26 protein-coding genes are annotated in these 25,378 nt (G+C 44.0%); 17 read left to right on the plus strand and 9 right to left on the minus strand.

Going from position 1 to position 25,378, the window contains the following annotated elements:
- The first annotated feature begins 37 nt into the window (after nucleotides 1-37).
- On the plus strand, nucleotides 38-1,051 hold the full coding sequence (gene hemH / locus Q4519_RS09650) for a ferrochelatase (RefSeq protein WP_303511817.1): 1,014 nt from the start codon (nucleotides 38-40) through the stop codon (nucleotides 1,049-1,051).
- 53 nt (nucleotides 1,052-1,104) lie between these two features.
- Here hemH and Q4519_RS09655 read toward each other — a convergent pair whose 3' ends face one another.
- Nucleotides 1,105-3,456 (minus strand): winged helix-turn-helix domain-containing protein, encoded by a 2,352-nt coding sequence (locus Q4519_RS09655; protein WP_303511819.1) that lies wholly within the window; start codon nucleotides 3,454-3,456, stop codon nucleotides 1,105-1,107.
- Between the two features lie 227 nt (nucleotides 3,457-3,683).
- Between Q4519_RS09655 and Q4519_RS09660 the strand changes: the two genes are divergently transcribed.
- The 8 genes from Q4519_RS09660 (at nucleotide 3,684) to Q4519_RS09695 (ending at nucleotide 9,476) form a co-directional block, all read left to right on the plus strand.
- Nucleotides 3,684-4,379 carry a cytochrome c biogenesis protein CcdA gene (locus Q4519_RS09660; protein WP_303511820.1) on the plus strand — a complete coding sequence of 232 codons (696 nt, stop codon included), beginning with the start codon at nucleotides 3,684-3,686 and terminating at the stop codon, nucleotides 4,377-4,379.
- Nucleotides 4,380-4,402: 23 nt separating this feature from the next.
- A complete protein-coding gene (locus tag Q4519_RS09665; RefSeq protein WP_303511822.1) occupies nucleotides 4,403-4,897 on the plus strand; it encodes a TlpA disulfide reductase family protein in 495 nt (164 codons plus the stop codon).
- Between the two features lie 3 nt (nucleotides 4,898-4,900).
- Nucleotides 4,901-5,356: a hypothetical protein gene (locus Q4519_RS09670; RefSeq protein WP_303511824.1), complete on the plus strand. Its 456-nt coding sequence runs from the start codon at nucleotides 4,901-4,903 to the stop codon at nucleotides 5,354-5,356.
- Nucleotides 5,353-5,799: a peroxiredoxin gene (locus Q4519_RS09675; protein ID WP_303511825.1), complete on the plus strand. Its 447-nt coding sequence runs from the start codon at nucleotides 5,353-5,355 to the stop codon at nucleotides 5,797-5,799. The genes Q4519_RS09670 and Q4519_RS09675 overlap by 4 nt, the downstream gene beginning before the upstream one ends.
- A gap of 570 nt (nucleotides 5,800-6,369) precedes the next feature.
- Complete coding sequence (folM, locus tag Q4519_RS09680) at nucleotides 6,370-7,077, plus strand: dihydromonapterin reductase (protein ID WP_303511826.1); 708 nt, start codon at nucleotides 6,370-6,372, stop codon at nucleotides 7,075-7,077.
- A 21-nt stretch (nucleotides 7,078-7,098) separates the two neighbouring features.
- A complete protein-coding gene (gene folX, locus Q4519_RS09685) occupies nucleotides 7,099-7,464 on the plus strand; it encodes a dihydroneopterin triphosphate 2'-epimerase (RefSeq protein WP_232802077.1) in 366 nt (121 codons plus the stop codon).
- 335 nt (nucleotides 7,465-7,799) lie between these two features.
- A complete protein-coding gene (locus Q4519_RS09690) occupies nucleotides 7,800-8,789 on the plus strand; it encodes a rhodanese-related sulfurtransferase (RefSeq protein ID WP_303511827.1) in 990 nt (329 codons plus the stop codon).
- Between the two features lie 312 nt (nucleotides 8,790-9,101).
- Nucleotides 9,102-9,476 (plus strand): DUF805 domain-containing protein, encoded by a 375-nt coding sequence (locus Q4519_RS09695; RefSeq protein ID WP_232802075.1) that lies wholly within the window; start codon nucleotides 9,102-9,104, stop codon nucleotides 9,474-9,476.
- Nucleotides 9,477-9,542: 66 nt separating this feature from the next.
- Here the strand turns inward: Q4519_RS09695 and Q4519_RS09700 are convergent, their stop codons facing one another.
- Nucleotides 9,543-10,202 (minus strand): OmpA family protein, encoded by a 660-nt coding sequence (locus Q4519_RS09700; RefSeq protein ID WP_303511830.1) that lies wholly within the window; start codon nucleotides 10,200-10,202, stop codon nucleotides 9,543-9,545.
- Between the two features lie 254 nt (nucleotides 10,203-10,456).
- On the opposite strand from Q4519_RS09700, the gene glmU reads away from it, so the two are divergent.
- Both glmU and glmS read left to right on the plus strand, forming a co-directional pair.
- Nucleotides 10,457-11,821 carry a bifunctional UDP-N-acetylglucosamine diphosphorylase/glucosamine-1-phosphate N-acetyltransferase GlmU gene (gene glmU, locus Q4519_RS09705; RefSeq protein ID WP_303511832.1) on the plus strand — a complete coding sequence of 455 codons (1,365 nt, stop codon included), beginning with the start codon at nucleotides 10,457-10,459 and terminating at the stop codon, nucleotides 11,819-11,821.
- Between the two features lie 180 nt (nucleotides 11,822-12,001).
- Nucleotides 12,002-13,834 carry a glutamine--fructose-6-phosphate transaminase (isomerizing) gene (gene glmS, locus Q4519_RS09710; protein WP_303511834.1) on the plus strand — a complete coding sequence of 611 codons (1,833 nt, stop codon included), beginning with the start codon at nucleotides 12,002-12,004 and terminating at the stop codon, nucleotides 13,832-13,834.
- Between the two features lie 146 nt (nucleotides 13,835-13,980).
- On the opposite strand, the gene Q4519_RS09715 is transcribed toward glmS, so the two are convergent.
- Nucleotides 13,981-14,226, minus strand: a complete 246-nt coding sequence (locus tag Q4519_RS09715; RefSeq protein ID WP_303511836.1) for a hypothetical protein — start codon at nucleotides 14,224-14,226, stop codon at nucleotides 13,981-13,983.
- Between the two features lie 50 nt (nucleotides 14,227-14,276).
- Nucleotides 14,277-14,894 carry a DUF4303 domain-containing protein gene (locus tag Q4519_RS09720; protein WP_303511838.1) on the minus strand — a complete coding sequence of 206 codons (618 nt, stop codon included), beginning with the start codon at nucleotides 14,892-14,894 and terminating at the stop codon, nucleotides 14,277-14,279.
- Nucleotides 14,895-15,291: 397 nt separating this feature from the next.
- On the opposite strand from Q4519_RS09720, the gene Q4519_RS09725 reads away from it, so the two are divergent.
- A complete protein-coding gene (locus Q4519_RS09725; RefSeq protein ID WP_232802069.1) occupies nucleotides 15,292-15,939 on the plus strand; it encodes a bifunctional 2-polyprenyl-6-hydroxyphenol methylase/3-demethylubiquinol 3-O-methyltransferase UbiG in 648 nt (215 codons plus the stop codon).
- Here the strand turns inward: Q4519_RS09725 and Q4519_RS09730 are convergent.
- Nucleotides 15,936-16,664 (minus strand): NUDIX domain-containing protein, encoded by a 729-nt coding sequence (locus tag Q4519_RS09730; RefSeq protein ID WP_232802068.1) that lies wholly within the window; start codon nucleotides 16,662-16,664, stop codon nucleotides 15,936-15,938. The genes Q4519_RS09725 and Q4519_RS09730 overlap by 4 nt on opposite strands.
- Before the next feature lie 294 nt (nucleotides 16,665-16,958).
- Here Q4519_RS09730 and prs point away from each other — a divergent pair, with 294 nt between their 5' ends.
- Together prs and Q4519_RS09740 are read left to right on the plus strand one after the other, a co-directional pair.
- A complete protein-coding gene (gene prs / locus Q4519_RS09735; protein ID WP_232802067.1) occupies nucleotides 16,959-17,798 on the plus strand; it encodes a ribose-phosphate diphosphokinase in 840 nt (279 codons plus the stop codon).
- A 23-nt stretch (nucleotides 17,799-17,821) separates the two neighbouring features.
- Entirely contained in the window at nucleotides 17,822-19,420 is a 1,599-nt protein-coding gene (locus Q4519_RS09740; protein ID WP_303511839.1) for a nicotinate phosphoribosyltransferase, read from the plus strand.
- A 151-nt stretch (nucleotides 19,421-19,571) separates the two neighbouring features.
- Here the strand turns inward: Q4519_RS09740 and Q4519_RS09745 are convergent, their stop codons facing one another.
- The 4 genes from Q4519_RS09745 to Q4519_RS09760 form a co-directional block, all read right to left on the minus strand.
- Nucleotides 19,572-19,985: a response regulator gene (locus tag Q4519_RS09745; RefSeq protein ID WP_303511840.1), complete on the minus strand. Its 414-nt coding sequence runs from the start codon at nucleotides 19,983-19,985 to the stop codon at nucleotides 19,572-19,574.
- An 84-nt stretch (nucleotides 19,986-20,069) separates the two neighbouring features.
- Nucleotides 20,070-20,918 carry a heme ABC transporter ATP-binding protein gene (locus Q4519_RS09750; RefSeq protein ID WP_303511841.1) on the minus strand — a complete coding sequence of 283 codons (849 nt, stop codon included), beginning with the start codon at nucleotides 20,916-20,918 and terminating at the stop codon, nucleotides 20,070-20,072.
- On the minus strand, nucleotides 20,918-21,946 hold the full coding sequence (locus tag Q4519_RS09755) for an iron ABC transporter permease (RefSeq protein ID WP_303511842.1): 1,029 nt from the start codon (nucleotides 21,944-21,946) through the stop codon (nucleotides 20,918-20,920). The genes Q4519_RS09750 and Q4519_RS09755 overlap by 1 nt, the downstream gene beginning before the upstream one ends.
- A 2-nt stretch (nucleotides 21,947-21,948) precedes the next feature.
- Nucleotides 21,949-22,815 carry a hemin ABC transporter substrate-binding protein gene (locus Q4519_RS09760; RefSeq protein ID WP_303511844.1) on the minus strand — a complete coding sequence of 289 codons (867 nt, stop codon included), beginning with the start codon at nucleotides 22,813-22,815 and terminating at the stop codon, nucleotides 21,949-21,951.
- Between the two features lie 121 nt (nucleotides 22,816-22,936).
- Between Q4519_RS09760 and hutX the strand changes: the two genes are divergently transcribed.
- The 3 genes from hutX to Q4519_RS09775 all read left to right on the plus strand — a co-directional run bounded on the left by hutX (nucleotide 22,937) and on the right by Q4519_RS09775 (nucleotide 25,107).
- A complete protein-coding gene (gene hutX / locus Q4519_RS09765) occupies nucleotides 22,937-23,464 on the plus strand; it encodes a heme utilization cystosolic carrier protein HutX (protein ID WP_303511846.1) in 528 nt (175 codons plus the stop codon).
- On the plus strand, nucleotides 23,461-24,012 hold the full coding sequence (gene hutZ / locus Q4519_RS09770; protein WP_232802060.1) for a heme utilization protein HutZ: 552 nt from the start codon (nucleotides 23,461-23,463) through the stop codon (nucleotides 24,010-24,012). Before hutX ends, hutZ begins: the two co-directional genes overlap by 4 nt.
- A gap of 339 nt (nucleotides 24,013-24,351) precedes the next feature.
- Nucleotides 24,352-25,107, plus strand: a complete 756-nt coding sequence (locus tag Q4519_RS09775) for an NYN domain-containing protein (RefSeq protein ID WP_232802059.1) — start codon at nucleotides 24,352-24,354, stop codon at nucleotides 25,105-25,107.
- Nucleotides 25,108-25,378 lie beyond the last annotated feature (271 nt).

Below are 25,378 nucleotides of genomic sequence, written 5' to 3' on the forward strand. Positions count from 1 at the left end.
CGGCTAAATATGAATTGCCGTTTTTTGGAGAAAAGCTTTGTCTCGATTTACAGCGTTAACTGAAAATGCCCATGAAAAGCTATCGGCCAGCACAGGTGTACTATTAACCAATTTAGGTACGCCTCAAGCGCCAACGGCAGCGGCTTTACGCCCTTATCTAAAGCAGTTTTTGTCTGATCCGCGGGTAGTGGAAATACCGCGTTTGGTGTGGATGATTATTCTTCACGGCATTATCTTACGGGTGCGCCCAGCGAAATCGGCTAAGTTATATCAAAGCATTTGGATGGAAGGTGGTTCGCCGTTGTTGGTTCATAGCCAAAATCAGCGTGACAAGCTGGCTGCACAATTGACTGAGCAAGGCTTCAATGCCAATGTGAAGTTGGCGATGCGTTACGGCGAGCCTGATATGGCGAAGGTACTGCAAGAGTTTCAGCAGGAAGGTATCCGAAACGTTGTAGTGTTGCCGTTGTACCCGCAATATTCAGGCCCGACTACCGGTTCTACTTTTGATGCGGTGAGTCGAGAGTTGAATAAGTGGCGTTTTGTGCCGCAGCTGCACTTTATCAATAGCTATCATGACCATGAGCTCTACATTCAAGCGTTAGCTAACTCAATGGCCGCTGACTTTGAACAACATGGTATGCCGGACAAGCTAATTTTGTCATATCACGGCATGCCAAAGCAGTTTTTTGATAATGGTGATCCTTACTATTGTTTGTGTATGAAAACCAGCCGTTTAGTCGTTGAAAAGCTTGGTTTGAGCAAAGAGCAGTATCAAACGTGTTTCCAATCGCGCTTTGGTAAAGCGGAGTGGCTCAAGCCTTATACCGATGCAACCTTAACCGAGCTGGCTGAACAAGGAGTGAAGAATGTGGCGGTGGTTTGTCCGGCATTTAGTGCTGACTGTTTAGAAACACTAGAAGAAATGGTGCACGAAAATAAAGATGTATTCATGGAAGCGGGTGGTGAGCATTATCGTTACATCGCAGCACTAAACGATAACCCTGATCATATAGATATGATGGTTGATTTAGTGAAACCCTACCTCTGATACAGTCATTCGTTGGGTGCTCGTTCATCCAACGAATACAATATGCTGATGATTTAACCCTTTTCCACCAGCCAGTCTGATTCACAATAAACCCCATGGGCGACAGGCTCTGCTGGCAGTTCTGTTTTTGTTTGGGAAACCGTTGCAGCTTGATAAGTAGCCAAGCGTTGCGCGTCTTGGTTTTGCCATTGTGTTGGCAACGCTTGTTTCAAATTCAGTAGGGTAGTACTGGCTTTTTTATACAGCCCTTTTTCATAATATGCGCGCGCCAAGTAAGTGTATTCCAGCTTAGTGGTTGCTTTATTCGCATTGCCTAAGGCTATCACTGCGTCAAAGTCGGCAAGGTCAAGATAGATACGCATTTGACTGTAACGGCTATAGCCCAAAGACGTGCTGAGCTTGAGTTGTCGATAATTCAATTCAGCCTTTTTCAAATAATCTAATGCTTGGTCATATTGGCCCAAGTCTGAATATGCCCAACCTAGCATAAACAAAGTATTGGCTTGATTGGCGCTTAAAGCTAACTTGGGGAGTAATGATTTAAAATCAGCAATAGCCCCTAAGATGGCGGTTCTGTTTTGTCCATGACGGCCTAAAGAGCTTTGGTCTAACCCTTGGTCTAGCTGCGCGAAAGCAAGGTAGAAATGAATGGTTTGCTCAAGCGCTGTTGCGCCTAGGGTTTGGCTAATGTTCTGTGCTGCCGATAATGGCCCTTGCGCGGCCTTGCCTTGTTTGAGCTGAATGAATACAAAGCCTTGGTAAGCAAGGGCGGTGGCCAGTTCAAATGGCTGATTCAACTGTTTATATAATTCTATTGCTTGCTGTAATGCCTGCTGTCGTCTAGCAATGGCAACATTGTAATTTTGTGCAATGGCAAACAGGCTGTCGGCTATTTTAGGTTGATTACCCAACTGTTGGTAGAAGTTATGTGCTTTCTCTAATCGTTCTTGGTCTAAAAGTAAATGCGTCTCTGGTGACTTATCTGGCCCGTGAGCGGGTGGATTACCTAGATAAAATAGCCTGTCAGCTTGCATTTCCAAGTCATTCTCTTGCGGAAATAAAGCAGAAGCTTGTTCTATCCAATGTTGATAAGTTTGCCATTGCATCTTGTGCCAGGCTTGTTGCGCCCTCAGTCGATAAACCTGAATCAGTATATCGTGCTTACCGCTCTGCTCTGCTAATGTTTGCGCCATCGCGATTTGCTTCGTTAACTCAGCTTGATCGCCGCGACGAAAAGCTAATTCAGCCAGCCAGTAATGAACAAAAGCTAACAAAGAGGGCTGTTGTTGCGGGTCTTCAATAAGCGCTAACATATTTGTTTCAGCTTCTTGCCAGCTTCCTGTTAATACTTGGCTTTTGGCCATATATGCCGCACTCCAGGTTTGATTTGGCGCCAAAATATACGAGGCCTGAAAGAATTTAAACGCATCCATCTGGCCGGTAGTATGGGCTGCTTGCAACCCTCTGGCTAAGGTTTGTTTAGCTAAAGCGTTTGCTCCTGATTCTTCCTCTGAGATGACCGAGAATGAGCCAGATTGTCCGGATAATAAGTGTAGGAGCTGGTTCGCAACGGCGTTGGTAGCATTGGTTAAGGAGGTGTATGTCATCGCTCCTTGTTGTACGCCACCCGTTTGCGAAATAATCTGAAATGCTAAAACTTGTTGCCCTTTGTGAAGTTGTACATTAGCCAGTAGCGCTTTATCAATATCTTGCTTTGCCAGCAAGGCCCTAATGTCGATAGCTAAGGGGGGCCAGCTTAGTTCAGAGCCGGCAAATAAACGATTGGCCATCGCCGGGGGAATAATTTGCAACGAGCCTTGGCTTGCTAACTCGTTAGCCACCATGTCGGCGAGTCCGAGCTCAAGCCAGTCCATGGTTTTATTTCCTGTCTGATTAATAAAAGGCAGCACCAGTAAGCTTCGGTTCGTTGTTTGGGCCGTGTCACTGGTTGTTGAATTGACGACAAAAAAACTCAAAACAAGAAGCATGATTGCTACTAAGGCAAGAGCCATATTCGTTATGCTAAGCCATTTGAATCTGTGTGGTGTTTGATTGTTGTTAACTGACTGATCAGCTTCTGTTTGGTTTTCAAATGGGCAAACCCATTGGTAGCCGCGTTGTTGGTAGGTTTTTATAAATTTGGGCTCACTTGCCTTGTCCCCCAATGCTTTGCGTAACTCTCGAATGCTTTGGGTGAGGGAGTTTTCTCGGTACTCGCTTTGCTGCCAAAGCTGATCGAGTAGTTCATCTTTAGGTATGACACGATCGCTGTTGTCGATAAGGTATTTCAATAAAATGCTAACTTTGTAGCGCAGCTGAAGTGGGGTTGATTCCACATTCTCAACATTGCTTAGTTCGCCATTACTACTATTGAATTGAAATTTTTCAAACCGATATTGGCTCATGACTTCCTTCTTTTTAAACCTAAAACGCGCTTAAATTATAATGATTTCGACTCATATCACCTAACGATTAATACTTTTTGTAAATCTTTAAGTGTATGATTTTAAATTGTTTAAACTATTTCATGCCGATTTTATGTCGATTTAGCTTAGATTTTAACTCGATATCAAGCGTACCGCTTTCCGTTTCGATAGCTTTGCACTCAATGACCAATTGAAGGAAGCAAGAAATGGAAAGTATGATTCAAACCCTGCTGATGCAGAATGAGTTATCACTGCTACTGTTAGGCATGGTTTTTTTTGCTGGGGTGTTAACTAGCATCACACCCTGTGTTTATCCCTTATTGCCGATCACTGTCTCCTTGGTGGGAAATTTTGCGACATCCCGACGCACTGGTTTTTATTTTTCTATCATTTATGTCCTTGGTTTAGCTTGCTCTTATGCCGGTCTCGGCATGTTAGCTGCAAGTACAGGACAGCTTTTTGGTGGCGTTTCCAGCCATCCTGCAACACTCCTATTTATGGCACTAGTGTGTTTTTTGATGGCTGCTTGGATGCAAGGCTGGTTACGGTTACCGCAATGGACAGTGGCCTCACATATCAAACCTTCCGAGAAATATAAGAAGCTATCAATTTTTGTATTGGGGGCGCTATCTGGTTTAGTGATGGCTCCTTGTACCTCACCTGTACTTGGTATGTTGCTGATGTTTGTAGCAGCAAAAGGTAATCCCAGCTGGGGGGCGGGCATGATGTTTGTCTTTGCCTTTGGTATGAGCAGCTTGCTTATTCTGGCGGGCACCTTCAGTGGCTTTCTTACCCTGCTGCCTAAGTCTGGCTTTTGGCTGGTTCGCATCAAAACACTACTTAGTTTGCTTATTTCACTTGCTGGTCTGTACCTCGTCTGGCAAGCCTACTTGGCTTGGTAAAAGCTATTAATAAAGGAGATTTTATGGAAATAAATATGAAAAAATTAGGCGCAACGCTACTGATAGTAGGCCTGACCTACTCAAGTTCTGCGTTAGCTAAAGTGGGAGACATGGCGCCAAACATTAATGCCACCACTATTAATGGCCAAGCTATTAACTTTAGTGAATTGAAAGGGAAGAAGCCTATTTATCTAAAATTTTGGGCCACTTGGTGTAGCTATTGTAAGGCTGAAATGCCTCACTTACAGCGTATTCAAGAAGAGTATGGTGATGAGATAGAGGTGCTGACGGTGAACGTTGGGCTAAATGACTCCGTAGAGAATGTACAAGCTCTGTTTAAAGAAGAAGGCTATACCTTACCCGTTATCTTTGACAAAAAAGGGGATATAACAGCTGAATATCAAGTGGTTGGAACGCCTTTTCAAGTGTTGATTAACAAGCAGGGTGAGGTGGTTTATGAAACGTTTTTGGCCACTGATGAGTTAAGTAATAGATTGGCCGCCTTGGCGCAGGAGTAAAAAATGAAAGCAATCAATAAAATACTGATAGCAGCCGTCACTTCTGCTGCATTCACTACTTCGGCGTTCGCGGCAGCAGATCAAACCAGTATTAGTGGTGAAGTTATATCTCTAGATAGCGCGACTCACCTGATATTTTTTGATGTTTGGGCTAGCTATCAAGGCGCTGGCCCTGAGCAAACGCTAGCAGCATTGCCTAAGTCATTCAGCCAACAATTTAGTCCGGTGTGGGTACAGCCGCAAATCAATGTTACGCCTGCTCAGTTGAGTGAGTTTCAACAGTTTTACCCTGACGTTAAACCTATTGTATTAGATAAGGGGTTTCAGCTGATTCGTCAGTATGACGTTTGGCAGTCACCGCATCATGTATTGTTGGAGCAAGGTCAGGTGGTCTTTTCAGGTAATGGCCAACAGCTGATCGATTTTGCCAATCAGTTTTCTGTAGGAGAAAGTCAATGAAATCAATGTTAACGCTGTTACTAACTGTTGCTTCTACTGTGGCTCTGGCGCGACCTGATGTGGGTGATAAAAGCCATAATTTCTCAGCCACTAGCCTCACAGGACAATCAATCTCACTACAACAATATAAAGGTGAGGCTGTTAATCTTGTTTTTCTCGACTCCCTCTGTCCAATGCCTCATTTTCCCGGCTGTGAGGAAAAAATTGCTAAGCTGAATAAGCAGGTAGCGGCAAAACCGCAAGCTAATTGGGTTGGCTTTATCAGCTCTTTTTATGTTGATCAAGGGATTACCGAAGCGTTTAGGGATAAATATCACATCAAGATCCCTTTAGTGTTTGATCTCGACAATAAGGAATTTCAACAGTATCAAGTGTTTGCTACGCCTTACTTAATTCGCTTAGATAATGAACATAAAATTGTTGAGCGTGGGGATGCGTTTTAGCCCTTAGTCGATAACCCGAGTTTGGATCAACAAGATAGTATGTATTCCTGTGCTCTGCGTGTTCATTGTTGACAACGAAACGTTGCAGTAAAAAGATTTATAATGGGCTGCAAAAAAAGACGCTAGATAGCAAAAAGCACCTGAATTCAGGTGCTTTTTTTACTGTCTCGCTACTCCTTTAGCAACCACAGTAACTATCGCGAAGGGGCTTCATTAGGCTGGTCGATACAGCAATAATATCGAGTGTAAACACTTCAATTACCCTTCGAAAGATAAAACGCGTGTGCAAGCGGGTTGGATCAGCTTTGCCGAGAAAATATTTTCTCCATCTCATTTTTGTTCATTTAATCAGTAAACTAGAATCAAATTGTCCATAATCATTGTATCTGTTTTTTATAAAGAGATTGAACCAGCTTACTGCCACCAGCGTAGTTTGCTTACATTCAAACCTCCCATAGGTTGCTGTTTGGTGAAAGAGTTCATCAATATCTGGGGCGTTACCTAAGAGCGTAATCTGAAAGCATTAATAGCGCGATAGCAGCTAAAAAAGTTAAACATAAGTGGGTCTAAATGAGTTCTACCATAGTGATCACAGGCGCGGGGCAGCGCATTGGTCTGGCCCTTGCAAACGATTTATATCAGCAAGGTTTTCAAGTGATAGTCAGTTATCGTACTGAGCGAGAAGGGGTAAGACAGCTGCGTAGCTTAGGTGTTACTTGTATTCAGGCTGATTTTTCTAGTCAGGTTGGCATCGAGACATTTATTGCGCAAGTGAAGCAGAAGGTCACTAATTTAAGAGCGATTATTCATAATGCATCAGACTGGGCTGCAGAGAAAAAAAGCCATGATTTTGGCGCTCTGATGCAACAGATGATGCAGGTGCATGTACAAGGGCCTTATCAATTAAACTTAGCTTTGGCTCCCTTACTACAGGCCAATGACGGTATGGCCGATATTATCCACTTCACCGATTATGTGGCTGAAAAGGGGAGTCAAAAACACATTGCTTATGCTGCCAGTAAAGCCGCGTTAGCTAATTTAACCTTATCGTTTTCCGCTAAGTTAGCTCCTAAAGTAAAAGTAAACAGCATAGCGCCTGCTTTGCTTATGTTTAATCAAGGTGATGATGAGGCGTACAAAAAGAAAGCACTGGCTAAATCTTTAATGGGGTTAACTCCAGGTGAGCAAGAGGCGGTTGCCGCCGTTACCTATTTACTGCAAAGCCAATATATTACGGGCCGCACTATACACCTAGATGGTGGGCGTCACCTTATTTAAGGCCATTTAATAGAGGATCTTATGTCTACTAGCCAAGCGATTATTAATATTTCTGATTTGCGATTACGTACCTTTATCGGCTTTAACCCTGATGAAATGGAAAAAATGCAGGACATAGTGATTAATGTTGAAATTCATTACCCTGCCGAAAAAGCACGTTTGTTTGATAATGTTGCCGATGCCTTGAATTATAAAGATGTCACCAAGCAAATTATTCATCATGTTGAAGAAGGGCGCTTTTTATTATTAGAAAAGCTGGTGGATGATGTACTAAAAATCAGCCATCAGCACCCTTGGGTCACTTACGCTAAAGTGAAAATTGATAAGCCTCACGCACTGCGCTTTGCTGACTCGGTGTCACTGACATTAGCTTGGCAACGTGATTAGCACTGCTTAAAACAGTATTTGCCAAAATGGTATTCGTCAAAATAGCTTACCCCTATGCAAAACCGCAGCGAGTACTTCCCTGTAAGCTTGGATTTTTCATCCCTGAAAAATACATTTTGCGCCGCGACAAGCTATTTTATTGTGCGGCTAAATAATTCGGAAAATTAAGCTGACTGATGTGCATAAAAAGACTATTTTTTAAGCTAACTACTTGCTACACATTACAAAGTATTTAACCCTACAAAGTGTCGGTATTTAGCGGCAAGCAATCTGGTTAGAATAGCGCCTCATTCGCGCCCTGTTTACGTCAGGGTTAGCAATATAAGGAAAAGAAAATGTCGCAATATGTAGTCTGTGCCCTCTATAAATTCGTCACCCTTGACGATTATCAAGCCATTCAAACCCCACTGTTAGACGTGATGCTCCAGCATGATGTTCGCGGTACCTTGCTGTTAGCCCAAGAAGGGATTAATGGCACAGTCGCGGGATCCCGTGAGGGTGTTGATGCGCTATTGGCATGGTTAAAAAGTGACCCTCGATTTGCTGATATCGGCTATAAAGAGAGCTTGGATGACGAACAGCCTTTTTTACGCACTAAAGTGAAGCTGAAAAAAGAAATTGTCACCATGGGCGTGGAAGGGTTAGACCCGAAAAAAGTAGTGGGTACTTATGTTAAACCACAAGACTGGAATGCCTTAATCTCTGATCCTGAAGTGTTGCTGGTGGATACCCGCAATGATTACGAGATCAGCATCGGCACCTTTAAAAACGCGGTTAACCCGAATACTGAAACCTTCCGTGAGTTTCCACAATACGTGAAGGAAAACCTCGACAAAACCAAGCACAAAAAAGTGGCTATGTTTTGTACTGGTGGTATTCGTTGTGAAAAATCAACCGCTTATTTAAAAGAAGAAGGCTTTGAAGAGGTTTACCATCTTGAAGGCGGTATTCTTAAGTATCTAGAAGAAGTGCCTGAAGCGGAAACCATGTGGCAAGGCGAATGCTTTGTGTTTGATGGCCGTGTAGCGGTTAACCATAACCTAGAAAAAGGCAGTTATGACCAATGTAACGCCTGTCGCTTACCGATCACCGAAGCTGATAAGCAAGATGAACGCTACATGGCGGGCGTAAGTTGTCCAAATTGTTACGACAAGCTCACTGAGCAGCAAAAGCAGCGTTTTAGTGAGCGTGAAAAGCAAATTCGTCTTGCCCAAGAGCGCGGCGAAGCACACATTGGTGGTGATGTAGGTAAATTTATTGACCAGCGCCGTCGCCATAAGCAAGTGCAAAAGCAGCTGCAACAGCAGCAGAAGAAAAATAGCTAATAGCAGAGGGCGCGAATTGCGCCTGTAAATAACACGGCGTATCTCTCTGTTTTCTTGGCGAAAGTATTCTTTATGCTAAAGCCTAAATTTAGTTGTATTATTCACAATTAGGGTGGTGGAGAAACACCACTTTAATTTATTCCTCTGAAACTTCTCCTTTTCATTGTTCTTTATCTCGCTTTTTTCTTAAATTTAGTGAGTTGTTGCTAGAATTGTGTTTTTTGTCACTACTAATCAGGATTTAGACTCGGTATACTTCGGGTGATTTTTTTGTGATTAAAATTTAGATCACTATATTTTAGGAGAGACAAGATGAATTGGTACAAATTATGTTGGGCTAAGTACGCCACATTTGAAGGGCGCGCTCGTCGCAGTGAATATTGGTTTTTTCAACTATTTAACTTCATTGCAATCATCGCACTGGGTGTTGTTTGTGGCATTTTGGACGGTGTTTTAGGCACATCAGGACTCATCACTGGTGTTGTGCTGGGTGTATACTGCCTTGCTTCTTTGCTGCCTGCTATTTCTGTTACTGTGCGTCGTTTACATGATATTGGTAAATCAGGTTGGTGGTTTTGGGTTTCTCTTATCCCTGGCGTTGGCGGTATTATCCTATTAATATTTACAATTATGGACAGTGCTGAAGCGAATGATTTTGGTGCAAATCCTAAGCTAGCGACTGCTTAATCAATTAGGCGCTCTCTAATAAAAAGCCAAGCTCTGTTGCTTGGCTTTTTACATTGGGCTAGAAAATTACATCGGACTTAACACTAACTCCACACGACGGTTTTGTTCTCGGCCTGACGCGGTATTGTTATCTGCAATTGGGCGAGCTTCGCCATACCCCAACGTACTCACTCGCGCACTAGGCAATTGGTTACGCAGTAAGTAATCGGCAACTGAAGCCGCACGTTGCTCTGATAATGTTTGGTTGTAGTTTGCAGATCCGGTGCTGTCTGTGTGACCTAATACATTCACGCGCGTTTTATCGAACTCTTTCAGCACGAGTAGTACGCTGTCTAACACTGGCATAGCGCTTTGTTTTAAGTTGCTTTGGTTGACATCAAAGGTGATAGCGTTGGGCATATTCAAAATAATGGTGTCGCCAGCACGGGTAACGCTGACACCGGTATTGCGTAACTTTTGGCGTAGTTCTGCTTCTTGCACATCCATGTAGTAGCCGATACCACCGCCAGCTGCTGCTCCAGCTGCTGCACCAATTAATGCGCCTTTAGAGCGATCTTTATCTTTAATTACAGCCCCAAGTACTGCGCCACTTAACGCACCGATTGTTGCGCCCTTGGCGGCATTGGATGTTTGCTCTTCACCAGTATAAGGGTTGACTGTGGTACATGCACTTAACGTTAAGCTGGCACTGGTTAAAGCGGCGATTGCCAGAGTTTTTTTGTTCATAAAAGTATCCCTAATGGTAAAAATGTCATCTTTATAAGGTTTTATTGCCTATTAGTGAAGTGAAGCCAGCACTAATCTCGATGAATTATTTTTCATAAATGCTCTTTCATTGTGAGAAAAGCATGAAATAACACACAATAAGTTGGTTTTTTATCTGTTTTAAATGAAAATTCATCTAAGAGTCTTATTTTTTATTAAAAATTAAGCTGTTTTTCACTAAACTACGTCCCCAAATCATTGTTGGAATCAAATATATGTCATTGAGTGTTGTCATTCTCGCTGCGGGTAAAGGAACTCGTATGCGTTCTAAATATCCTAAGGTGTTACATAAAATAGCCCATAAACCTATGGTACAGCATGTTATCGATACCGTTAAAAGTCTAGGGGTTGATAACATTCATCTTGTTTACGGTCACGGTGGTGACCATATGAAAGAAGTCATTAAAGACACTAAACTAAATTGGGTTAAGCAGGAGCAGCAACTAGGTACTGGCCATGCAATGCAGGTAGCTGCACCTCATTTTAAAGATGATGAGAAAATTCTAATGGTTTACGGTGATGTGCCTTTATTGGGCGCTAACACCATTAAACGTTTGGTTGCTGCACAACCACCAGGAGGCATCGGCTTACTAAGCTTAATGGTTGATGATCCAACGGGCTATGGTCGTATTGTACGTGAGCATGGCTTGGTATGTGGCATTGTTGAGCATAAAGATGCTTCGCCGGATCAGCATCGTATTCGCGAGATTAACACCGGTATCTTAGTTGCTAACGCGAAAGATTTACAAAACTGGCTATTCAAATTAAGTAACAGTAATGCACAGGGTGAATATTACGTTACTGACATTATTGAAATGGCTTATAAACAAGGCCGTATTGTCAATGCCGTGCATCCAAGTATCGCTATTGAAGTGGAAGGGGTTAACAACCGTTTGCAACTTGGCCGTTTAGAGCGCGCGTTCCAGTTAAAACTGGCTGAAGATTTAATGATGGATGGTGTGGCCATTTTAGATGCTAATCGTTTTGATCTTCGCGGCTCTCTCGACTGTGGCATGGACGTTGAAATCGACGTTAACTGTGTGTTTGAAGGCAAGGTTCGCTTAGGTAACAACGTTAAAATTGGCCCTAACTGTGTAATTCGCAATGCCAAAATTGGTGATGATTGTGAAATCAAAGCTAACTCGGTCATTGAAGGCGTTGAAGTGGGTGAAGGCTGTAGTGTCGGCCCGTTCTCTCGTTTACGTCCAGGCACTGTGCTAAAAGATGGCGCAAGCGTGGGTAACTTCGTTGAGATGAAAAAAGCCACTTTAGGCAAAGGCAGTAAATGTGGTCACCTATCTTACTTAGGCGATGCATCGATTGGCGCTAACGTAAATATTGGCGCAGGTACCATTACCTGCAACTACGACGGCGTTAACAAGTTCCCAACGGTGATTGAAGATGGTGCCTTCATCGGCTCCGACACGCAGTTAATCGCCCCAGTGACTATAGGCCAAAACGCAACTATCGGTGCAGGCTCTACCATCACTCATAACGTAGGTGAAAAAGAGTTAGTCATCAGCCGCGTGAAACAGCGTCACATTCAAAACTGGCTACGCCCAGAAAAACAAAAAAAATAACCTTATCTGTTAAATAAACAGCCCTATGAAAATAGGGCTGTTTATTTTTTGTCTGAGAAAAGGCGACATTTTTTCCGTTCAGGATGAACAGAACTTCTACAATTCTAAGGAAGGATATAAAACTAAATAAAATCATGAATCAGAGCTTACCTCTGCTTCTTAAAACAAGGATACCAGCCTATGTGTGGGATTGTTGGCGCAGTAGCGCAACGGGATGTTGCGGAAATACTACTTGAAGGACTACACAGATTAGAATACCGCGGCTACGACAGTGCCGGTATAGCCATTAACAATGGTGATCATCAAATACAACGTTTACGCCGACTCGGCAAAGTTCAAGCCCTTAATGATGCGTTGCAAGAAACCCCTCTCTCCGGTGGAACAGGGATTGCCCATACCCGTTGGGCTACTCATGGTGAACCCTCAGAAGCGAATGCTCACCCGCACATCTCAAGCCGTATCGCGGTGGTGCATAATGGCATTATTGAAAACCATGAAAAACTCAGAGAAAAGCTGAAAGGGTTAGGCTTTGAATTTAGCTCGCAAACTGATACCGAAGTCATTGCCCACTTAGTTGAGCATTACTTGCAGCAAAACAATGATTTACTTGGCGCAGTACAACTGGCCGTGCGCGAGCTAGACGGCGCTTATGGCACGGTGATCATGGATGCCGAGCAACCGGAACGGCTCATTGTGGCACGCTCTGGTAGTCCGTTGGTGATAGGCGTTGGCGTAGGTGAGCACTTTATTGCCTCTGACCAGCAAGCATTACTTAACGTGACTCGTCGCTTTATGTTCCTAGAAGAAGGCGACGTGGCTGAAATCACCCGTCGTGACGTAAAAATCTTTGCCTTAGATGGCAGCCCGGTTGAGCGCCAGTTGGTTGAGTCGAGCGTCACGCAAGACGCCAGCGACAAAGGTGAATATCGTCATTACATGATGAAAGAAATCTTTGAGCAACCCAGCGCCATTATTAATACCCTAGAAAACCGTATAGCGGGTAATACGGTGTTATGTGAGGCCTTTGGCTCGGGTGCGGGTGATATTTTCAAAACCATTGAACATGTACAAATCATTGCTTGTGGTACTTCTTATCATGCTGGCATGGTGGCGCGCTATTGGCTAGAAGCCATGGCGGGCGTGAGTTGTAATGTTGAAATAGCTTCTGAGTTTCGTTATCGCAAATCTTATGTGCGACCAAATAGCTTGATTGTTACCTTATCGCAATCAGGCGAAACCGCAGACACTCTAGCGGCCTTACGTTTAGCCAAAGAAATGGGCTACACCGCCAGTTTGAGCATGTGTAACGTGCCCGGCTCATCGTTAGTGCGTGAATCCGATCTCGCCTTTATGACCCGCGCCGGAACAGAAATTGGCGTGGCCTCAACCAAAGCCTTTACGACTCAACTCGCAGGTTTACTGCTGTTTTGTGGTGCGATTGGCAAAAGCAAAGGCGTGTTGTCTGAAACCGCAGAATCAGACCTAGTCGCATCGTTGAAACAACTTCCTGATGCGGTAAACCAAGCTTTAGCGCTCAATGATAGCATTGCTACCTTAGCAGAAGAGTTTGCCGAGAAGCACCACGCGCTTTTCCTCGGGCGCGGCGATCAATACCCCATTGCTATGGAAGGTGCGCTGAAGCTAAAAGAAATCAGCTACATTCACGCCGAAGCTTATGCTGCGGGTGAATTGAAGCACGGCCCACTCGCTTTGATTGATGCTGACATGCCGACCATAGTGGTTGCGCCTAACAATGAGTTGTTAGAAAAGCTGAAATCCAACATCGAAGAAGTACGTGCCCGCGGCGGTCATTTATACGTATTTGCCGATGAAGAAGCCGAGCTGGTGGAAAGTGAAGGCATTACCTTACTGCGAGTGCCCCATGTGGACGAAATTCTTGCGCCGATTGTTTACACCATACCGCTGCAATTACTGTCGTACTATGTTGCTATCATCAAAGGCACGGATGTCGATCAACCTCGTAATTTGGCAAAAAGTGTTACAGTAGAATAGGTTAGGCTTATTGTTTTAGTTTAGTATCGGCAGACATTAAAGTGTCATACTCGCCAATAAAGAGCGGAACTTTTTTGGCGGGTTGTCCTAAAGCACCGGCCTATTACAGGCTCGCATGATGGTAGCTGAAGATTAGATGCCTCCAGCTACCTTATTAACAGATGGCTTAGAGCGCGATGCTCAGGGGGCAGATTGAAGCTAGATATCGTTTCCATACATTTTCGCACCATGACCATACAGTTGTCGGAGTTAATGTAACCAACAAAGCCGATGTCGGGGTTTTCGCTCATATCGGCATCTTGATTTCCTGATGTTTGAAGCCAATCCAAACCTCCATCTTCTTCTGCAATGTAGCCGTCGGTACTCGTCGCAATAAATACTGAACACTTCATATACTTGTCCCTATTATTGAAACTGATGATTATGATCGACAGGCTATGTTTTATTGTAAAGAGAGCGAAAATTCATCCGCTTGCTCTACACCCACAAGACTTTCAATAGATTTTTTAGCCATTAATAGCTCCCAATCGGAAGGATCAGAATACCAAATCATAATTAGTGCGGGGTCAGCTAACCAGTCAAACACTCCTGCTGATTTTAGGTCTGACAAAGCTGATAGAATCGCGCCATGGATTCTTTCTATATTCATTTGCCAATAATCTTCTGACTCGGCATTTATCGGAGCGTCATTTTCTTCGTACATATCCTCAAATCTAGCCTCGCACTGGTCAAACTCTCTATGAAGTGACGCGACAATTTGTTTAGGCTTCTCAAAGCAAGAGTAGTCATCCCAATCAGACCATTCGTCTGGGCAATATTGGTAGTATGGCTGTGATTCTTTCGTCTCCAGCTCAACCACAGTATTTAAAACGGGCCCAAAGTGAGGAAAGCCATTACATGTGTAGATGGAGTAGCCATAAACCACCTTTTCGGGGTGATTCCTTTTAAACGTTTCAATATGCACCTTTATAGATTCTTTTACCGAATCAATGAGCTCTCGATAATCTTGTTGATACCAAGGGAGCCAGATCTTTCGCGCCGTATCTTCATAGTGGCTCATTAGATTAACCTATTGAAATATAATTTTTATTGGGCTATTTAATGGGCCAATAAGCCTCTCCAAACATAGCCAAAGTATTAATTTTATCATAGGCAAGCAGTCGCTTATCGATTTCGTTAAAGTTTTTCATTTATACTCCGACAAAAAATGGCGACTAATAATGCGATGCGACCACCGTTAACTCGTTTTTTATCAACACATGCGGTTCACACTTTTTTGCAACCATTTATACATAGAGCCTTGTAGCCCTAGCAAGTCAAAACCGTCCACATTAGCTCTTTTTGGGCGTAAATTTCGCGTTTAATTAAAATCAAAGTTGCACAAATAATGCACTCTTGCCATTAAACGGGTAAAATGGCGCTAACTCACGGACGAGTTGCCAGTAGAAATAACTATCATGATGACTAATACTCTTAACTACTACAGTAAAAATGCGGACGCTTTTTTTGAATCGACGGTGTATTTAGATCTCGATCCACTGTATCAAGCGTTTTTACCTTTCATTCCCCCTGGCGGGGCGATTCTTGATGCAGGTTGTGGCTCGGGGCGTGACGCCAAATTTTTTGCCGAGCATGGCTTTCAAGTGTCGGCAATGGATCCTAGTCCTGAATTAGCAATTAAAGCCTCGCGCTACTCTGGTGTCGCGGTTGAGCTGAAAGACTTTGAACATATTGATGAAGTGCGCGCCTATCATGGCATTTGGTGCTGTGCCAGCTTACTACATGTGAAATATGATGATTTGCCGGATACCCTTAATCGCTTATGTCGCGCGTTAAAACCGGGTGGAGTGCTGTATTTGTCGTTTAAGTACGGCAATAGCGAAGGTGAACGGGATGGGCGTTGGTTTACCAACCTAAACCTGACGCGTTTGGCTGATGTGATCAGCGATGTGCCTTTTACCATTGAAAAAACCTGGCGAACGTCAGATTTAAGGCCCAGAAGCGGCAATGAAATGTGGCTCAATGCGGTTTTGAGTAAAGGCCAAGACAAATCGGTGCAACGCGCCAGTAATCTATTTTTTATGCGTTCAACGCGGAACTATTAATACTCTAAATTGCGCATGAAACGATAGTCTGCCGCACTGGCTTTAACACGGTATAAAGCTGGGCGCTTGCCTTTTCCTTTTTGCGTGCTTAGTTCGCCTGTTTCCTCTAACACGTTGGCTAATTCAATACGGCGGCGAAACGATTTACTTTGAATCGACTTTCCTAATATCACTTCATGCAGTTGTTGTAGTTCGCTGAGAGTGAAGGTTTCGGGCAGGGCATAAACAGGCACTAATGAATATAATGCTTTTTGCTTGAGTCGCTCCAGTGCTTGCTCAATCATTTGTTTATGGTCAAAAGCCAGTTCCATCTGTAGCGCCTGGGTGACAGGTAGCCATTGCACATCATCTACCGAGTCGATATCTGTGGTGCATTGGATGTGGGCCATTAGTGCGTAATAAGTTACTGTGGTTGACCAACCTCGGGGGTCACGTGTTTTGCTGCCGGTTGAGCATACTTGCTCTAAGTAGGGCGGAATAATGCCCGTTTTTTCGGCTAAATGGCGATTAGCACAAGCGGTCAAATCCACATCACGCTGCACATCAATAAAGCCGCCGGGTAGGCCCCAGTAAGCCAAATAAGGGTGATTGGCACGACGTACCAATAAAGTATATAGCTCACCGTTCAATACGGTAAATAACACGCTATCCACCGTGGTCAAACAGGTGTCGTAATCTTTAATGTTGTAACTGGCTAAATAGGCTTGTTCGGTTTGCTGGCTCATAGGCTGGCTCTTATTAGTCTCAGAGACAACATAATAGCGTGCTGCGTTAATAAATCCAATGCCAATCATTTCCAGTGAGCTAGGTACAAGTCTCAGCTTGGTTGACTATAAAATGAGGTATTATTCAGCCATTATCAACCCCCTTTTATGACGTCAGTGTTAACAGCTGGACATCATGAAAACAAAATAGAGTCTTAAAGACTCAAAATAGAGTTGACACTATATGGTCTCTGAGACTATATTTATAGTCAAGTTAAGGGTCTCTGAGACATTTAAAGTAAAAGGAAGTCAATAATGCACATTAAGGCGTTTCAAATAGGTCAGCAGCAAGCAACGGAACTGCAGTTCGATAGTTTTACTTTCAATGGTGGTGAAGAGCATGTGCGCATTACCAATGTGGTTGAGCAGGTCTCACACATTGAAATTACCACTCGCTTAAACAACTCAGCTGCGTTTATGCAATTAGCCGTTACGGTTGATGCGCTGCAGCGCCAATATGGTCATCAAATTGCCCTTGAGTTAGTGGCACCGTACTTTCCTTATGCACGTCAAGACCGAGTATGTAACGAAGGTGAAGCCTTAGGTGTGGCGGTAATGGCGAAGCTAATCAACGCACTTAATTTTCAAAAAGTCACCATTTGGGATGCCCACAGCGATGTAACTCCTGCGCTGATTAATAACGTGGTCAATGTGCAACAGGCTGAGTTATTAGCTCGTCATCATACCTTAGCCACCCAGCTAAAAGCGGGCGAGTTAACCCTGATTGCGCCAGATGCTGGCGCAGCAAAAAAAGTACACAACCTAGCGAAATACTTTGGTGGTGGTATCGCCGTGGTACAAGCGGAAAAGGTGCGCGATGTGGCAACAGGTGAAATTACTCACACCGCTATTTTTGGCGACATTACAAATAAAGATGTTTTGATTACCGATGACATCTGCGACGGTGGCCGCACCTTTATTGAGTTGGCGAAAGTATTAAAGCAGCAAGGTGCGAAGCGTGTCAGCTTGTTTGTCACTCACGGCATTTTTGCCAATGGTCTAGCTGTGTTTGATGGCCTGATTGATGCTATTTACACCAGCGAATCTTTTCCGGCACCTGAGCTAAGCGGTGCAATCGAATTACACATCGCGTAAACCCCATTAAGAAGGAAGAACCTATGACTATTTCAGCAGCAACCATGCAAAAAGACGTGTACAAAGAGTTTCACGGCCGTGCTTACCACCCAGAAGTATCTGAGGTATATGCTAATTTCACCTCGCGCTCGGGCAAGTTAAGTAATGTGGCAGATAACGACAAAGTAGCCTTTGTTGGTCTGCAATATTTCATCATGTCGTACCTTATTGAAGAGTGGAATGACTTTTTCAAAATGGATAGAGCCGTTGCCGTGGCGCAACACAAACGTATTTTATCGGCGATGTTAGGTTACAGCGTAGACGTAACTTACCTAGAAAAACTGCACGATCTTGGTTACTTACCGTTACGCATTAAAGCCTTGCCAGAAGGCACGCTAGTGCCTTACCAAGTGCCACCTATCACTATCGTGAATACTAAAGACGGTTTTCAGTGGTTAACCAATATGATTGAAACTGTATTGAGCTGCGAAAACTGGCCGATTCAAACCAGCGCCACCACGGCAACGGCTTATATCAAAGTGTTTAAAGAGTTTGCTGAAAAAACCGGTCTAGACATGAGTTTTGTGCCGTTTCAGGGTCACGATTTTTCGTTTCGCGGCATGTTTGGTAAGGCAGCAGCTGCCATGAGTGGCTTTGGTCACTTAGCGTCTGGCTTGGTGGGCACCGACACCATCACCGCAGTATTGTTTGCAGAAAAATATTACGGCGCCAATGTTGACCAAGAGCTGGTGGGCTGCTCAGTTGATGCAACCGAGCACAGCGTAACCTGCAGTTGGTTAATGGAAGGAGAAATTGAGTTTTTCCGTTACTTGATGCAGCAGCAAGCGCCAACCGGCATTTTATCAGTGGTGAGCGATACTTGGGACTTTTGGACCTTAGTAACCGACTATTTACCACAGTTAAAACAAGAGATTATGGCACGTGATGGTACCTTAGTGATCCGCCCTGATTCTGGCGACCCAGTGAAAATTTTAACCGGTTACCAAGTTCACGCTACGCCATTTAGCTCGGCAGAGTTAACCTTAGCCGCAGCTAACTTAAAAGCGCGTAAGGCCGATGCCGAAGCCTTTAGTTTTGATGATCGGATTTATGAGGTGGCAGATCAAGACCATGTGCCAACCGAGCTTATGCCTTGTGAAGTGAAGGGGCTGATTGAATGTTTATGGGACACTTTTGGCGGCACGGTAACCGACAAAGGTTTTAAATTACTGGATCCGCACATTGGTGCTATTTACGGCGATGCCATTACCCTTGAGCGTCAGCGCCAAATATTGCAGCGCTTAATGGACAAAGGCTTCGCATCAAAAGTGGTGCTCGGGATTGGCTCTTACAGCTACCAATACGTTACCCGTGATACTCACGGCAGTGCAGTGAAAGCCACCAGCGTAGTGAAAAACGGCGAACGTATGGCGATTTTTAAAGACCCAAAAACCGATACTAAGAAAAAATCAGCTAAGGGGCTGCTTAAAGTCGAGCGGGTTAATGGCGAATTAGTGGTGATCGATAATGTTACTGAGGCAGAAGAACAACAGGGCTTATTGCAAACTGTGTTTGAAGATGGTCAGTTAGTTCGCACTACTACCTTGGCAGAAATCAGAGCTTTGATTAATAGCCAGATTTAGTTAGCCTCAGTTTTGTTGAAGCTGAGCACAGCCAAATAAAGTGTGGTTACGGCAAAGTTTCGTTTTCAAGGATGAAAACGTAAACCCGATAGGGATATATCCACAGGGTTTTTGCAGGAAAATATACGATTTCGCTTATCCCATATTTGGCTTAGTCCAACGCAATGAATCGGGTGGTTTTGTTGGCCGCCGATTGATTGCGTTTTTGTATTATTTTATCCATCTGTTTTTTCAAGATGGTAAGACTAAAGGGTTTAGCCAAAAAGCCAGATACCTTGGCTTGAATGGCTTGAGTTAGATGCGATTTATCGGCGTCACTGGTAACAATAAGTACTGGTAAATCGGCCGTTAACTCGTTGGCACGAATATGCTTTAGTAGATGCAGCCCATTGATTTTTGGCATATTATAATCAGTGATCACCAAGTCAAACTGATGTTTAGCTAATAAATGCAAGGCATGAGTACCATCGGCGGCTTCTTCTAAATCCGTATGGCCAAGCTCGCGCAGCATATGGAGCATAATGTGGCGTAAGCAAATGGTGTCTTCAACAACCAATATTTTCATTTAAGCGTCCCTTATGAGCACTTATTATTGTCTCGTTTGTCATGATCTGCCATTCAACTTATTAGAGTTTAGTATAAAGATATTTTAGTGATTACTTTCACTCATCACTATCGGGTAGCCTAGCTCAGGATGAGCCATCACCTTGGCTGAATATTGATAAATTTGTTCAATGTTTTCAGTTGTAAGCGCTTCAGTGGGCGCACTATCAACCCGTAATTGACCTGATTTTAATAGCAAGATACGGTCAGCATATTGCGCAGCCAAGTTAAGATCATGTAACACCATAAGCACAGTGATACCTTGTTGACATAATCGCTGACACAGTTGCAACACCTTGTGTTGTTGGGCTAAATCTAATGCCGAGGTTGGCTCATCTAAAATAAGTAAGCCATGGTTGTTGGCACGACTCAGCTGGGTAAGCACACGAGCCAAGTGAACGCGCTGTTTTTCACCGCCTGACAAGCTGGGGTAAGCGCGCTGAGCTAAGTGTAAAACATCTGTAGCTTGCATATTTTGTTCGGCGATACGGCGAATTTTATCCTGGCTAACCGGTAAAGATAATCCACCCAGTTGCGCTACTTCAAGGGCGCTAAAAGCAAAACTTAATTGGCTGTGCTGGGGTAAAATTGCCAAGTGTTGTGCCAGTAAGCCATCAGGCCAAATATCGCGCGGTTGGCCAAACAAACGAATATTATGGCCCGCGAGGCCAATTTCACCGCTAATCAACTTAAGCAGGCTACTTTTACCCGCGCCATTGGGGCCCAGTACCACGCAAAGTTCGCCGTGTTTAAGGGCAAAGCTAATATCATCCACTAAGGTTTGTTGTTGCACTTGATAGCTCAAGTGGCTGACCTGTAATGGTGCTGCTTGGGGGATGTGAATATCATTAAAATGGTGTGCCGGATGAGGCGTTTTGGCTAATAACCTAAGCATTAAATTTTGCCTCGTTGCTGAAATAATAAAGTAATAAAGAAAGGTGCGCCCGCTAGCGCAGTGATAATGCCCACTGGCAGCTCTGCTGGCGCAACTATGACTCTTGATACTGTGTCGGCGATTAACAACAGCAAACCGCCAAGTAACGCTGAGAGAGGTAATAGTAAAGTATGGTTAGGGCCCACTAGCATGCGGCCAAGGTGCGGAATAATCAAACCAACAAAGCCAATCATGCCGCAGAGTGATACGCTGATCCCCACGCCAGCAGCGCACAACAGAATCAATCGACGTTTTAATACTTCTACTTGAATGCCCATGTGGCGGGCTTCTGGCTCACCTAATAGAAAAGCATTGAGCTTGTTGGCATCTTGACGAAAACAAACGAACAACGTGATAAATGTGCCCCAAGCTAAGGCGATATTGGGCCAAGTGGCACCCGCCATAGAGCCCATTGACCATAATGCAAGATCGCGCAGTGCTTGTTCATCGGCATAAAAATTTAACAAGCCTAATGCCGCGCCCGCTAAGGCGCTGATCGCTACGCCTGCCAACAACATAATGGCCACCGAGGTGCCATGTTGATTAGAGCCTAATTGATAAACTAAAAAAGTGACTAAACTGCCGCCGAAAAAAGCAAATACCGGTACGGTGCCAAGAGTCAGTAACAGAGGATAAAATTCTGCCAGTGGCGCAAAAATAACAATGGCTAACGCGGCTCCTAACGCCGCACCGCCCGACACGCCAATGATACCCGGATCGGCGAGGGGATTACGAAACAGCCCCTGCATTACAGTGCCACTCAAGGCTAAAATAGCACCGATGGCTAAACACAATAACATGCGTGGCACCCGCACCTGTTGCATCACCAAGCTGACATGGGGTGCCACCTCTTGGTTAAGTAGTGCTTTAATGGCTTGCTGAATCGAGATCGGCAGCGGCCCGATAAAAATAGAACCGACCGCTGCGGCTAGTAATAGTAATCCCGTTGGTACAAAGATATGACGAGGTTGATAGCGCACAATCAGCATGATTAGTTACCGTAAACCTGATTATTTAAACGTAAGGCTTCATGTAAGCTGCTAATACCCAGTTCACCAATTAAACTGGTGCCTGCAATACTAAATACCCGCTTGGCTTGTCCGGCAGGCGTGGCGGCTAACATTGGGTGCGCCGCTAATAGTGCCTCGACACTGCCTAATGCCTTGAGGGTTCGGTGGCTTACCAAGATCACATCTGGCGCCATGGCTAGCAAGGCCTCAGCTGAGGCTGGTTTATACGAGCTAATGGTTGTTGCGGCAGGGTTGGTGGCGCCCATTAAATTAATAATGGCGTCTGCTGGCGTGTCTTTGCCGGCTAAACTGGCGGGACTGCCTTCACGTAAGAGTAAGAATATTGCCTTTTGTTGTTGTGCTTTCGCCGGTGTTTGTTGTTGCAATTGGTTGGCGAGGGCATCCACTTTGTTGTTTAAGTTGCTGGCTTGTTCCTCTTTGCCTGTTTGTTGCGCTATCTCATTTATCCGCTGTTTTAAATCTTCGATGCGATTACCACTGCTGACGATGGTGATCTGCACGCCTGCCTGTTGTAACAGTTGCAGCGTGGTGTCGGGTCCGGCCTCCTTGCTTGCAATCAACAAATCGGGTGTTAATGACAGCAGCCCCTCAACGGTAAGCGCGCGGTGATAGCCCACATCGGGCAGGGTGCCGTTATGCCATTTATTACTGGTGACATCGGTGCCCACTAACTGCTGCTGAGCCCCCAAGGCATAAATTATTTCGGTGATCGTGGCGCCAGCACTGACAATTTTGTTATTGGCGAGCGCTGTTGAAGAAAAAATTAAACTGATTAAAAGTAGGGATATTGCGCGCATCATTACGTCCTCATGCGATGATTTCGGCAAATATTATTCCTAAATGCAATTGATATCAATTATCATTTGCGATAAATTTATCGGTATTCCAGCTTACTTGGTTTGAAGCTAGCGCCAAAACTGCGCTAGATATTCGTTTAAGAGGTTCATTGTGTACCAAGATATTTCTAAGTCCCAAGTTGCCAAACAAGTGGCGACAGTGCTGATTGATCAACCCGGTTTGCATCCGGCAGGAATGGCCGAGCAATTAAATTTAAGTGAGGGAGAAGTCGTGTTGGCTTTGCCCAAAGCCATGGTTACCGCCATTGCTGGTGATGCAGCCGAAACTATCTTACAGCAACTGAGTGATTGGGGACCCGTGACCACCATAGTGCATAGCCAAGGCTCTATTTTTGAGGTGAAGGCCAATTTCCCGAAGGGGAAATCAGCTCATGGTTACTATAATTTAATGGGCAAAAGTGGTGAATTACATGGCCACTTAAGGCTAGATAACGTGGCGCACATTGCCTTAGTCAGTAAGCCATTTAACGGCAAAGAGAGTTACTTTATTGGCTTTTTCACCGCCACGGGAGAAGGGGTGTTTAAAGTGTATTTAGGTCGCGATGCCAAGCGCCAGTTAATCCCTGAGCAAGTCGAAAAATTTCAAAAACTTAAGCAGTCACAGGTAGAAGAAGTATGAACCAAGCAGAGACAAGCACCGAAAAGCAACAGCGATTACAAGGCCGCTTGGGCCCCGACATTGCTGAGTTTCGTCAGCAATGCCAAACCTTGCAGCTGGCCACGGTGGATGAGCAAGGCCAGCCGAATGTTAGCTATGCGCCGTTTATTATGCATAACCAAGCGTATTACATTTTGATCAGTAAAATAGCCCGCCATGCTCGCAACTTACTGGCGCAGCCAAAGGTGTCGTTAATGATGATCGAGGATGAAGCACAAGCCAAAAGCATCTTTGCCCGTAAGCGGCTCACCTTTGATGCCAGCGTCAAGGCGGTCGAGCGCGAAACCCCAGAGTGGCAACAAGTGATTGAGTCCTTAACCGATCGTTTTGGTGAAATCGTAACTGGTTTAAGTGTGTTAGAAGATTTTGTGTTGTTCCAACTGACGCCACAACAGGGTTTATTCGTTAAAGGTTTTGGTCAAGCTTTTCAAGTTTCTGGTGAGGACTTAGTTGATTTTATTCATTTAACCGAAGGGCACAAGCCGATAGCTAAGGCAGAGGTGGTGTGATTTTTAAAACGCATTGGGCTTAAAATCAATGCGTTTGACAGCCGTTTTTACTTCATTCATTTCAGCATGTACTAAAAAGTAGCTGTGTTTTTCTCTGATATCTAGGGTCGCTCACAGGCTCTTGTTAGTGCTCAGGTATATACTTGATAAAAAATATCTATAGCTAAGCCTGCTTAATATTTTTGTTCCATCAATACTCTCCTTTTCCTGTAATACGGTTGTTACTTGCTCAAGCTGTATTTTGATGCATGTATGTAATTTGGTTTTTAGTGGTATGTGTTTCGTGCGCTTAGATGTGGATAATTCAAGGTGGGCTCTTATCTTGCTGAGGAGAAAGCAGTGAAGGATAAAGAAAAAATTGCAGTATTTATCGATGCTGATAACGCACCAGCCAAGAAGATAGGTAAAGTCCTTTCAGAGTTAGCTCGGTATGGTGTTGTAAATATCAGAAAAGCCTACGGCAATTGGAAAAATCAAAATTTAAAGCCGTGGGAAGATGTTCTTCATGAGTTTGCGATACAGCCCATTCAGCAGTTTGATTTAACCAAAGGGAAAAATGCCACGGATATGGCATTGGTTATCGACGTAATGGATGTTATTTACACAAAGAACATTGATATTATTTGCCTAGTCTCTTCAGACTGTGATTTTACTCCCCTTGTTACTCGTTCACTTGCAGATGGTAAGTTTGTTATTGGCTTTGGTGAGCGTAAAGCTCCATTGGCTTTTGTTAATAGTTGTTCTAGATTCCTTTATTTTGATGATGAAACAGAGCAAGAGCAGCCCATTCAAAAGCAGAGTAGAAGTATAAAAAGTGATACCAAGCTTGTTAACCTGCTACGCCAAGCCATAGAAGCCGTTGAGGAAGATGATGGTTGGGCGATGCTTGGGCCGATTGGTACTCACATTTCTAACCATGCTTCATTTGATCAAAGAAATTATGGCTATAAAAAGCTTAGTGACTTATTTTCAGCGATTGATTTGTTCGAGATGAAAAAAACCAATGGCTCAGTCTTATGGGTAAGAGATAAGAAAAAAGCGAAGCAAATCAATAAATCAAAACAAGTGAAGCAGCAAAGTTGTGCACTTGTTTGAGCTGTGTCTCAAAGATTAATTTGCAATAGATCAGTTATTGCTTTTCTAGGCACTAATTTAAGAGACTAGCCTATTGCCGACTATTTTTTAAATTTATAAATAAGCATTAGCTGGTTTATACTTTTTAACAACCAAATATCTTAACCGCAATGGCGGTTTGGTACCGATTTACAGCAAGGGATGAAACTCATGCTAGCATTGCAGGTAACCCAGTCATTTTTTACTGCGCTCTTAGTGGGGGATATTTTTTTACCAAAAATTCAACGATTTA

It is taken from the genome of Motilimonas sp. 1_MG-2023 (assembly GCF_030547455.1).
Lineage (GTDB): Bacteria > Pseudomonadota > Gammaproteobacteria > Enterobacterales > CBDFNC01 > Motilimonas.